Genomic DNA, 11785 nt, shown 5'->3' with positions numbered 1-11785 from the left:
TCCCGGCCTGCGCCGGGACGACGTCGGGTGCCATTCTTGACGTTTACGTTAACGTCATATACCGTACAAGAACGCGAGTTCATACCAATCCCACAGGAAGCCCATGAACGACATCACCCCCGCCGCCAGGCTCGACCTCCCCGAGCACGCCAGGCTGACCAACAAAGTCCGCTTCGTCACCGCCGCCTCCCTGTTCGACGGCCACGATGCCTCGATCAACATCATGCGCCGCATCCTGCAGTCGAACGGCGCCGAGGTCGTGCACCTGGGCCACAACCGCTCCGTCGACGAAGTCGTCACCGCGGCGCTGGCCGAGGACGTGCAGGGCATCGCCATTTCCAGCTACCAGGGCGGCCACGTCGAATACTTCAAGTACATGATCGACCTGCTGCGCCAGCGCGGCGGCGCCCACATCAAGGTATTCGGCGGCGGCGGCGGCGTGATCGTCCCGAGCGAGATCGAGGAATTGCACGCGTACGGCGTGGCCAGGATCTTCAGCCCCGAGGATGGCCAGCGCATGGGTCTCGTCGGCATGATCCGCTCGATGCTGGAAGCCTGCGACGTCGACCTTTCTCCCTACGCGCCGACCACGATCGAGGCGCTGCAGGCCGGCCCCATCGCCGAGCGCCACCGCCCGCTGGCCCAGCTCATCACGGCGCTGGAAAACGGCAAGGCATCGGAACAGCTGCGCAAGCAGGTCATGGAGGCGGCCGAAGGCATGCAGGTGCCCGTGCTGGGCATCACCGGCACGGGCGGTGCCGGCAAATCCTCGCTGACCGACGAACTGGTGCGCCGCATCCGCCTGGACCAGGGCGACCGCCTGAACATCGCCATCGTCTCGATCGACCCGTCGCGGCGCAAGTCGGGCGGCGCGCTGCTGGGCGACCGCATCCGCATGAATGCGATCAATCCCTGGAACGGGCAAGCCAGGGTCTTCATGCGTTCGCTCGCCACGCGCGAAGCGGGCTCCGAGATCTCGCAGGCCCTGCCCGAGGTAATCGCCGCCTGCAAGGTGGCCGGCTTCGACCTCGTGATCGTCGAGACCTCGGGCATCGGCCAGGGCGACGCCGCCATCGTGCCGCACGTGGACCTGTCGATGTACGTGATGACCCCGGAATTCGGCGCCGCCTCGCAGCTGGAAAAGATCGACATGCTCGATTTCGCCGACTTCATCGCCATCAACAAGTTCGACCGCAAGGGCGCCCAGGATGCGCTGCGCGACGTGGCGAAGCAGTACCAGCGCAACCGCGAGCTGTGGTCGATGAACCCGGACCAGATGCCCGTCTACGGCACCCAGGCCTCGCGCTTCAACGACGACGGCGTCACCGCGCTGTACCACGGCCTGCTGCCGGCACTGGCGGAACTGGGCCTGCGGGTCGAGTCCTCCAGGCTGGACAAGCCGTCCGAACGCTATTCGAGCGGCAAGCACGTGATCGTGCCGCCGGCGCGCACGCGCTACCTGGCCGAGATCGCGGACACCGTGCGCGGCTACCACCGCAACACGGACAAGCAGGTCAGGCTGGCACGCGAGCGCCAGCAGCTGGCGGAAACGAAACGCATGCTGGCGGCGGCCAGGCGCGAGGTGGTGCTGGATGACTTGATCGCGGAACGCGACAACGCCATGGACGGCGAGGCGAAGACGCTGCTCGCCTCCTGGCCGCAGCTGCAGGAGACCTATGCGGGCGACGAGCACGTCGTCAAGATCCGCGACAAGGAAATCCGCACGCGCCTGACCACCACGACCCTGTCCGGCAACAAGGTGCGCAAAGTGGCGCTGCCGAAGTACGAGGACCACGGCGAGATCCTGCGCTTCCTGATGCTGGAAAACGTGCCGGGCGCCTTCCCCTACACGGCCGGCGTGTTCCCGTTCAAGCGCGAGGGCGAGGACCCGACCCGCATGTTCGCCGGCGAGGGCGACGCCTTCCGCACCAACCGCCGCTTCAAGCTGGTCTCGACGGGCATGGACGCCAAGCGCCTGTCGACGGCCTTCGATTCCGTCACGCTGTACGGCGCCGACCCGGCGCTGCGTCCCGACATCTACGGCAAGGTGGGCAATTCCGGCGTGTCGATCGCCACGCTGGACGACATGAAGGTGCTGTACGACGGCTTCGACCTGTGCAGCCCGTCGACATCCGTGTCGATGACGATCAATGGCCCGGCGCCCACGATCCTGGCCATGTTCATGAATACGGCCATCGACCAGCAGATGGACAAGTTCGAAGCCGACCAGGGCCGCCCGCCGAGCGCGGAAGAGGCGCAGAAAATCAGGGCATGGGTGCTGGCCAACGTGCGCGGCACCGTGCAGGCCGACATCCTGAAGGAAGACCAGGGGCAGAACACCTGCATCTTCTCGACCGAGTTCTCGCTCAAGGTGATGGGCGACATCCAGGAATACTTCGTGCAGCACCAGGTGCGCAATTTCTATTCCGTGTCGATCTCCGGCTACCACATCGCCGAGGCCGGCGCGAACCCGATCTCGCAGCTCGCGTTCACGCTGTCGAACGGCTTCACCTTCGTCGAAGCCTACCTCGCGCGCGGCATGCACATCGACGACTTCGCGCCGAACCTGTCGTTCTTCTTCTCGAACGGCATGGACCCGGAATACACGGTGCTGGGCCGCGTCGCGCGCCGCATCTGGGCCGTGGCGATGCGCGACAAGTACGGCGCCAACGACCGTTCGCAAAAGCTGAAGTACCACGTGCAAACCTCGGGCCGCTCGCTGCACGCCCAGGAAATCGACTTCAACGACATCCGCACGACGCTGCAGGCGCTGATCGCCATCTACGACAACTGCAACTCGCTGCACACGAACGCCTACGACGAGGCGATCACCACGCCGACCGACGAGTCGGTGCGGCGCGCGCTGGCCATCCAGCTGATCATCAACCGCGAATGGGGCCTGGCCAGGAACGAGAACCCGAACCAGGGCGCGTACATCATCGACGAACTGACCGACCTGGTCGAGGAAGCCGTGCTGCAGGAATTCGAGCGCATCGCCGAGCGCGGCGGCGTCCTGGGCGCGATGGAGACGGGCTACCAGCGCGGCAAGATCCAGGAAGAGTCGATGCTGTACGAGCACCGCAAGCACGATGGCTCGCTGCCCATCGTCGGCGTCAACACCTTCCGCAACCCGAAGGGCGCGGGCGCGCCGGCCACGATCGAACTGGCGCGTTCCATGGACGACGAGAAGCAGTCGCAGCTCCAGCGCCTGGACGCCTTCCACGGCCGCCACGCGGACGCCGCACCGGCCGCCCTGGCTGCGCTGCAGCAGGCCGCCATCGACAACGAGAACGTGTTCGCGTGCCTGATGGATGCCGTGCGCGTGTGCTCGCTGGGGCAGATCACGACGGCCCTGTTCGAGGTGGGCGGGCAGTACCGGCGCAATATGTAAACAGAGGCGCGGCGGCGCGGCGGCACGCTTTCGCACCGCCACGCCCTGCCCTGCGCGCAATTCCGTGGCCAGGTCCGGCGTCCCTGCCCTAGAATGGCCGGGCGACCAACCACGGAGAGCCGCATGCAGATCACGCCGGAACAACTCCTCGAACTGATGCGCGAGGTCGAACAGGAAGACCCGATCGATTTCGCCGACCTGCCGTTTCGCGACGACGACTTGCGCCAGCTGGTGGCCAGCCAGCTGTGCGAGATGGCGGCGTCCATGGAAAGCTTCAGCCCGCAAGACCGGGAGATGACGCTGCTGGCCGTCTCGGCCAAGCTGGTCCTGGAAAATATGGTGCTGCACATCCAGTTGTTGCGCAGCCACGGCCTGCCGGTGGACGACAACGTCGAAGCCCTGCTGGAACGCCTGCGCAAGGGGGGCGGCAGCCAATCCTGACCCTTCTTTGCTACTTCGACGTGACATTCGTCCCGAATTCCCCTATAAATTTCCATACAGATACTTTTGTAGGGGCGTTTGCAACAGCCGGTATCAGTTGTGCGGTTTAGCCGGCATACCTTCAGGTATTATTGTTAGCAAAAAAATTTCGCGTGTAAAACTTTGTAAAACCAGGAGCAACGTCATGGACGTCGCACACGCCGGTTTCGGTTTGCACGCAGCAGTACTTTGCTTACCTCTTAGGAATTCCAGATGCCGCGTCACCCCAAGCTCACGCTGTCCGCCGCCGTCCTGTCCGGCGCCTTCCTGGTCGCCGGCCTGTCCGCCTGCGGCAAGACCCAGACGACCGAATCGTTGCTCAACGACGCCAAGCAGTATCAGCAAAAAGGTGACCTGAAGGCTGCCCTGATCCAGCTCAAGAACGCGGTCGAAAAAAGCCCGGAGAACGGCGAAGCGCGCATGGCGCTGGGCCAGATGCAGCTGGGCGTGAACGACCCGGTCTCGGCCGAGAAGGAATTCCGCAAGGCGCGTTCGCTCGGGATCGCGGCCGACCGCGTCCTGCCGGAGCTGGCGAAGGCGCTGGCACAGCAGGGCAAGGCCAAGGAGCTGCTCGAACAGGTGACGCCGGAAGCCGCCGCCAAGTCGGCGCCGCTGCTGGTGCTGCGTGGCGACGCGCTGCTGGCGAGCGGCAAGACCGACGATGCCAAGCAAGCCTATGAGGCGGCGCTGGCCCTGAATCCGAACGCCGGCGACGCACTGCTGGGCCTGGCCCGCCACGCCCTGTTCAACAAGGACCATGCCGGCGCCGAGCGCTACGGACAGGAGGCGATCGCCAAGGATCCGAAGAATCCGGAAGTGTTCATGTTCCAGGGATCGTTGCAGCGCCTGGACGGCAAGACGGACGAGGCACTGGCGGCATTCGACCGCGCACTGGCGCTCAAGCCGGACCATCGTACGGCCCACATCGAAAAAGCCTACGTCCAGATCAGCCGCGGCCAGTTCGCGGCGGCCAAGACGGAAATCGATGCCGCCGAAAAGAATTCTCCAGGCAACCTGCTCGTGACCTACACGCGCGCGCTGAACGATTTCTCGCAAGGCAAGTTCGCCTCGGCCCAGGAATCGCTGCAAAAAGTCTTGCGCGCCGCGCCGGACCACCTGCCCAGCGTACTGCTGGCCGGTGCCTGCGAACTGAATCTGGGCGCCACCGAGCAGGCAGAACAGCACCTGCGCAAGTTCCTAGAAAGTAATCCGAACGATCTCTATGCGCGCAAGCTGCTGGCCCAGACCCTGCTCAAGAGCGCGCAGCCCGCGGATGCGGCCGCCACCCTGGCCCCGGCGCTGAAGAGCGCGCCGCAGGATCCGCAGCTGCTGGCCCTGGCCGGCGAGTCCTATATGCAGGTGCGCGACTTCGGCAAGGCCAGCGGCTACCTCGAGCAGGCCGCCGCGCTGGCGCCGAAGGCCGCTGCCGTGCGCACCTCGCTGGGCCTGTCCAAGCTGGCGCAGGGCGACCAGGAACGCGGCCTGAGCGAGCTGCAGGCGGCCACGGCGCTCGATCCGAAGTCGCTCCAGGCCACGATGGCCCTGGTGCAGACGGAAATGAGCCTGAAGCATTATGACAAGGCGCTTGCAGCCGTCCAGACGCTCGAGAAGGCACAGCCCGACAATCCGCAAGTGCAGAACCTGAAGGGTGCCGTGTACATGGTCAAGGGCGATCCTGCCAATGCCCGCGCGGCGTTCGAGAAGGCCGTGGCCGTGCAGCCGGGCTTCTTCCCGGCCGTGACGAACCTGGCCCGCCTCGACCTGCTCCAGAACAAGCCGGATGCCGCCAAGCAGCGCTTCGAGCAGGTGCTGGCCAAGGACAAGAACAATGTCGAAGCCATGAACGCCCTGGGCGAGCTGGCCCTCACGCAGAAGCGCACCGACGAGGCCACGTCCTGGTTCGAAAAGGCGAATGCCGCCAAGCCGGACGCGATCGCCCCGGCCGTCAAGCTGGGCCTGCATTACCTGCGCAGCAACCAGGCGCCGAAGGCACTGACGCTGGCGCGCAAGTACCAGACCTCGAACCCGACCAATCCGGAGCTGCTCGAGCTGCTCGGCCAAGCCCAGCTCGCCAACAAGGATGCGACCGGCGCCCTCGAGACCTACAGCAAGCTCGTGAGCGTGCTGCCGAAGTCGCCGCGCGCCCAGCTGCGCCTGGCCGGCGCCCACCTGCTGAACAAGAACGAAGCCGCCGCCGCCGAGGACCTCAAGCGCGCGGTCGAGCTGCAACCCGACTTCGCGCCGGCGCGCCTGATCCAGGTCGACTTGGCGCTGCGCGCCAACCGTCCGGACGAGGCGCTGGCCATCGCCCGCCAGCTGCAGAAGGCCAATCCGAAGGCGGCCGACGGCTACGTCATGGAAGGCGACATCCTGGTCTCCCAGAAGAAACCGGCCGAGGCCCTGCCCGCCTACGAGAAAGGCCTGGCGATCGGCAAGACGACGGAAAACTTCCTCAAGACGCTCAATGCGATGAGCTTGTCCGGCAAGAGCAAGGAAGCCAAGGCGCGTGCCGACCAGTGGCTGAAGGACCGTCCGGACGACATCACTGTCGCCATGGTCATCGCCGAGAACAACCTGACCAACAAGGAATTCAAGTCGGCCATCGCATTGTTACAAAGCGTGGACAAGCGCAGCCCGAACAACCCGGTGGTGCTGAACAACCTGGCCTGGGCCTACCAGCAGGAAAAGGACCCGCGTGCCCTGCCGACCGCCGAACAGGCCTTCAAGCTGGCCGGCGAGAACCCCGGCGTGATGGATACGCTGGCCTGGATGCTGGTCGAACAGGGCGACACGACGCGCGCCGTGCCGCTGCTGCAGAAAGCCACCTCGCTGGCGCCGAACGCGCTGGAGATCCGCTACCACCTGGCGGTGGCCCTGAACAAGGCGGGCGACAAGCAGGGCGCACGCAAGGAGCTGGACAAGGCCCTCGCGCAAAACAAGCCGTTCCCGCAAATCGAGGAAGCGCGCGCATTGCTTAAGAGCCTGTAAATTGTTAATATCGTATTACTATTTATGAAAATTACAAGGAAATCCGGTGCGGTGTCGCTTGCGCCGCCAGCGCCAAATTTCCATCGCCACGTCTTCGACGAAAAGACGTGGCACCGCCAAAACAAGCGCGTCTCATACCCGGCCGAGGCGCCTGTGATACACGAGGGTACCTGCGATGACGACATTTGACGATTTTAAGAATCCAGAGGGTGAACCAGGCGCATCCCTATCGGACGCTCATGTTTTCAGTGATCGCGATAATATGACGCCCTCGCAATTTGAGGATGTTATCGTGAACCACGATTCGTATGGAATCCGGCTTACCGATACTGCGGACGGGCGAAATTCGGCCAGTATGCTGATCAACAAAATGTATGCCTGGCGTGGGTATGCCGGCACACATCAATTCACCGACGACCCGAATCGCATCACCCTCACGGCAACCGACAAGGGCGATGTCGTCGGCACGCTCACCATCGGTATCGACGCCCCGATCGGCCTGATGGCCGACCAGATCTTCAAGGAGGAACTGGACGCCCACCGCAACAAGGGCGCGCGCCTGTGCGAGTTCACCAAGCTGGCATTCGACCCCTCGGTGCGCTCGAAAACCTCGCTGGCCAACCTGTTCCACCTGGCCGTGATCTACGCGCGCGACATCCACAAATGCACGGACATCGTGATCGAGGTCAATCCGCGCCACCGCCGCTTCTACGAGCGCATGCTTGGCTTCAAGCAGGAAGGCGAATTGAAGGTCAATCCGCGCGTCGATGCGCCGGCCTACCTGCTGCGCGTGAACCTGGAATTCGTGACGGAGCAGATCGAGAAGTTCGGCGGCACCTTCAGCGCCGACAATACGGTGAGCGACCGCTCCTTCTACCCGTATTTCTTCTCTCCGCGCGAAGAGCGAGGCATCATCAACCGCCTGCTGCGCATGGACGAGCAGCACGCTTGATCCTGCGCGCTTGGTGCGGCACGCTGGATGCCGCACGCTTGATGCTCATGTACGGCGGCGTCCTGCCGCCGTGCCTCAGACAACCGTTCTATCCAATCCGATGACTAATCCGTTTCAGTACGAACAGGCCTTCTCGCGCAATATCGGCTGGGTGACGCCCAACGAACAGGCCTCCCTGCGCGGCAAGCGCGTTGCCATCGCGGGCGGCGGCGGCGTGGGCGGCGTCCACCTGCTGACGCTGGCGCGCCTGGGTGTGTCCCACTTCCACATCGCCGATTTCGACACCTTCGACATCGTCAACTTCAACCGCCAGGTGGGCGCGATGATGTCCACCGTCGGCCAGCCGAAGGCCGAGGTGCTGGCGCGCATGGCCAGGGACATCAATCCAGAGATCGACATCAAGGTATTCCCGGAAGGCGTCAGCAAGGGCAACCTGAAGGAATTCCTGGACGGCGTCGACCTGTACGTCGATGCGCTGGATTTCTTTGCCTTCGACGCGCGCAAGCACACGTTCGCCGCCTGCGCCGAATACGGCATCCCGGCCACCACGGCCGCGCCGCTGGGCATGGGCGCCGCGCTGCTGAACTTCCTGCCCGGGAAAATGACGTTCGAGGAGTATTTCCAGTGGGGCGACCTGCCCGACCTGGACAAGGCGATCCGCTTCATGGTGGGCCTGGCGCCGGCCGGCCTGCACCGGCCCTACCTGGTGATGCCGGAAGCGGTCAATTTCGACGAGCGGCGCGGGCCGTCGACCTTCATGGCCTGCCAGCTGTGCGCCGGCATCGTGGCCACCGAGGCGCTCAAGATCCTGCTGGGCCGCGGCGACGTGCTGGCCGCGCCGCACGGCATGCAGTTCGATGCCTACCGCAACAAGCTGGCGCGCACCTGGCGCCCGGGCGGCAACGGCAACCTGCTGCACCGCCTGATGATCTCCGTCGCCAAGCGCCAGTTCGCGCGCACGCCGGCCGCCGCTACGGCGCGCTGACGAACACCTGGTCCAGCGGCAGCCGGCGCGAGCGTGCCGGCGTCCCCTTCGGATAGCCGACCCGCAGGATCATGTGCAGCATCTCGCCAGGGGCCAGCCCCAGCAGGCAGCGCATCTCGCCTTCCACCGCCCCGATCCTGGCGTCGAAGCCGGCGGCCAGGCTGCCGTCGTGCAGGCGGTTGATCTGGTCGCTTACCACGTAGTAGGGCTGCACGGCGGCGCCCGCGGCGTTCAGCTGCGTCCAGACCCGCGTCAGCAGGCGGCCGGCATCGACGCTGTCGCGGCCCGCACCGCTTCCCACCACGCACAGCAACGCCGGCGCGGCCGAGATCAGGCCCACCTCCGTCATCGCCAGGAATTTGTAGGCGCCGATGCGGTTCAGCGTTTCCATGCGCTTCCAGCTCGACATCAGGGCCATCAGGGCCTCGCCGCCCGGCGGCAGGCCCAGGGTGGCGACGTCGAGTCCGTCGCCGCTATCGACCTCCTGGGGCGTCTTGCGCAGGCTGCCGAACAGCCAGCGGTGCAGATCGCGGTTGCAGAAGCGCGCTTCCGAACTCAGCCGGACCAGCTTGACGAGCGCCTTGCGCGCAGCGCCGTCCTGCAGCAGGACCACGCGCTGCGCGCCTTCGCGCTCGCTCGCGGCCCGGGCAGCCAGGTCCGGCGCCAGCGCATCGGTGCGGAACGGCAGGCGGTTGGTGTGGCGCACGCCCGCCCCGGCCGGTGCGGCAAAGCGCGCCGGCGCCGTCCCGGCAAGCTGGAGGCGGCCGTAGGGCTGCGTGCCCGCCGCGCTCCATTCCCACTGTCCGCGCACGCCGTTCGCGGCCAGCGCCGCATCGATGTTCTCGGCCAGGCCGCCGATGGAAAGCAGCGTCGCATGGCTGTCGGGGCCGAACACGTTCGTCTCGGGATGGCGCGACACGTAGTGCAGCTCGAGGGCGTCGCCGGCGGCGCGCATGCGCCACGGTTGGCAATTGTCGGCCGACGGGGCCAGTGCGGCACAAGCGGCCAGCTGTTCGAGGAAGTCCTTGTTCATGAGCACATTATGGCAGCAACACTTACCGTGGAATAGTTACCCCGAAATAAAAAAAGCCCGTCGGATGACGGGCTTTCTCGATACGCGAACCGTATCGGTTCATCCAGCCGGCGAACCGGCCGGACGGGCCGATTACTTGGCGCGGCGACGGCGGGTGCCGGCGGCCAGGCCCAGCATGCCCAGGCCCATCAGGGCCAGCGATGCCGGTTCCGGAACGGCGGTGGTGCCGTTGAAGTCGATGGTGCCGACGGCCTGGTTGATGGCGACGGCGCCGGTAGCGGCGTTCAGCTGTGCACCCTGGGTGGTGTTGTTGAAGGCGTCGAAGGCCATGTTGTAGAACGGATCCGGGCTGACGAAGAATTTCTTGCCTTCGTCGGTCAGGGCGAAGCTCTGGATCGAGTTCAGGGCAGCGCCGAACTGGGCGTTGAAGCTGGCTTCGCCGCTGATCAGCGAACCGGTGCCCAGGATCATGTCGTCGCTGGTGTTGCCGACGGTCGCTTCGGCGCCGGTTTGCGCGTTGGCGTTGGTGTAGGTGTTGTCCAGGTTGCGATCGACGTGGAACGTGAAGTCCAGCTTGGTCAGCGTATTGATGCTGTTGGCGGTGTTGATGCCGTTGCCGCCACCGGTGTACACGTCAGCCAGGTCGAAGGTGATGTACAGCAGGTAGTTGTTGCCCAGGCCAGTCTGGAACACCGGGTTGCCGTTCATCGAGAAGCTGCTGATCTGCAGCCAGCCCGAACCGCTGTGGCCGGTGCCGTCGGCATTGGTGTGCAGCAGTTCCGACGAGGTGCCGGACATCTGGTTGACGACGATGTCCTTGTTCACGCCACCGAAGACGCTCGGATTGATCGAGAAGGTCGGAGCGGTGTTTTGTGCGAAAGCAGGCATTGCAGCGCCGACGACCATGGCCAGGCCAGCGACGGTTTTAGCGATCAGGGACTTGTTCAGTTTCATGAAATGCTCCTCGGTAATGTCTCGTTAGTCAGATTATCTTCTTGTCAGAAGTTCGCTCTCACCATTAAGCATGAATCGGGCCAGCTTTTATAATCTATTTAAAATCAATAAGTTACAGAAAATTTCGATCTATAAATAATGTCTGTGTAAAATTTTCCGACAGAATTTTAGAGTTTTTGATGTTTCCATCAATACATCGATTCTAATTTAATCGCATTGCCTTTAGTATAATTTATTTCCATATGTCAATGCACCTCTGGTGCCGGCGTACGTCCCTGGTCGTGCAGGTGCTGGTGTAGTTGCCCAATCAATTCCGAGGCCGCGCTGACGATCTGGCCAGAAGCGAATCCCGCCTTGGTCATTTCGCGGAAAAACGAACGGGCCAGGATCTTGGCCACGTCTTCCGGGTTGCGATAAGCGGTGCGCACGGATTCCCCCACCTTCTGCTGGGCTTCCTGCAGCAACGCCAGCTGGGCGAAGCGCGAATCGAGCAGGTGCTGCAACTGCTGCACCTGGATCGCCTTGCCGATGAACAGCGCCGCCACCTCGAGCAGGCGCAATTCCGTTTCGCCGAACGGGGCATTGCCGGGACAGCTGGCCGCGTTGATGACGCCGACGATCTTGCCGTCGATTCGGATCGGCACGCACAGCAGGCTGCAGCCGGATTCCGGATGGCGCGCCAGCGGGGCCAGCTCGGACTTGGCGATGTCCTCGATGAGCAGGGACTTGCCGCTGGCCAGCACGCGCCCGGCGATCCCTTCGCCACGCGCCACCGACGCCTGCCGCGCCGCTTCCGGCAGTTCGCCGTGGCGCGCGTACACGCTCATGCGCATGGCGTCGCCATCGCCGCCGCCCAGCAGCATGATCGAGCAACTGGCCGCGCCGAGCAGCGTCGACGTCATGGCGGCCTGCTGTTGCAGATTGTCTTCCAGGGTTCCGTCCGCCAGGAAATGCTGCAGGTCCTGCAGCCTCACCAGCGGATTGCGTGCATCGTCCATACGT

8 protein-coding genes are annotated in these 11785 nt (G+C 64.5%); 5 read left to right on the top strand and 3 right to left on the bottom strand.

The window, feature by feature from the left end:
• Positions 1–103 precede the first annotated feature (103 nt).
• The 5 genes from icmF to ACI1V7_RS17010 all read left to right on the top strand — a co-directional run bounded on the left by icmF (position 104) and on the right by ACI1V7_RS17010 (position 8796).
• A complete protein-coding gene (gene icmF / locus ACI1V7_RS17030) occupies positions 104–3391 on the top strand; it encodes a fused isobutyryl-CoA mutase/GTPase IcmF (protein WP_404532990.1) in 3288 nt (1095 codons plus the stop codon).
• A gap of 123 nt (positions 3392–3514) precedes the next feature.
• Positions 3515–3832 (top strand): hypothetical protein, encoded by a 318-nt coding sequence (locus ACI1V7_RS17025; protein ID WP_404532989.1) that lies wholly within the window; start codon positions 3515–3517, stop codon positions 3830–3832.
• A gap of 252 nt (positions 3833–4084) precedes the next feature.
• Entirely contained in the window at positions 4085–6859 is a 2775-nt protein-coding gene (gene prsT, locus ACI1V7_RS17020) for an XrtA/PEP-CTERM system TPR-repeat protein PrsT (RefSeq protein WP_404532988.1), read from the top strand.
• Positions 6860–7214: 355 nt separating this feature from the next.
• Positions 7215–7811 carry an N-acyl amino acid synthase FeeM domain-containing protein gene (locus ACI1V7_RS17015; RefSeq protein ID WP_290412967.1) on the top strand — a complete coding sequence of 199 codons (597 nt, stop codon included), beginning with the start codon at positions 7215–7217 and terminating at the stop codon, positions 7809–7811.
• A 100-nt stretch (positions 7812–7911) separates the two neighbouring features.
• Entirely contained in the window at positions 7912–8796 is an 885-nt protein-coding gene (locus ACI1V7_RS17010; protein WP_404532987.1) for a ThiF family adenylyltransferase, read from the top strand.
• On the opposite strand, the gene ACI1V7_RS17005 is transcribed toward ACI1V7_RS17010, so the two are convergent.
• From ACI1V7_RS17005 to ACI1V7_RS16995, 3 genes are all read right to left on the bottom strand, one after another.
• Positions 8783–9829 (bottom strand): nitroreductase family protein, encoded by a 1047-nt coding sequence (locus ACI1V7_RS17005; protein WP_404532986.1) that lies wholly within the window; start codon positions 9827–9829, stop codon positions 8783–8785. The two genes, ACI1V7_RS17010 and ACI1V7_RS17005, sit on opposite strands and share 14 nt — an antisense overlap.
• 132 nt (positions 9830–9961) lie before the next feature.
• The gene (gene pepA, locus ACI1V7_RS17000) at positions 9962–10783 is read right to left on the bottom strand and encodes a flocculation-associated PEP-CTERM protein PepA (protein ID WP_404532985.1); all 822 of its coding nucleotides are present in this window, start codon (positions 10781–10783) and stop codon (positions 9962–9964) included.
• 245 nt (positions 10784–11028) lie between these two features.
• Positions 11029–11781, bottom strand: coding sequence for a GAF domain-containing protein (locus ACI1V7_RS16995; protein ID WP_404532984.1), 753 nt, complete (start codon positions 11779–11781; stop codon positions 11029–11031).
• Between the last annotated feature and the right edge of the window lie 4 nt (positions 11782–11785).

Origin of the sequence: Massilia paldalensis, from assembly GCF_044901715.1 — a bacterium.
Taxonomy (GTDB): Bacteria; Pseudomonadota; Gammaproteobacteria; order Burkholderiales; family Burkholderiaceae_D; genus Telluria; species Telluria paldalensis.
The sequence above is the reverse complement of the archived record's forward strand: the minus strand, read 5'-3'. Positions and strand labels throughout refer to the sequence as shown.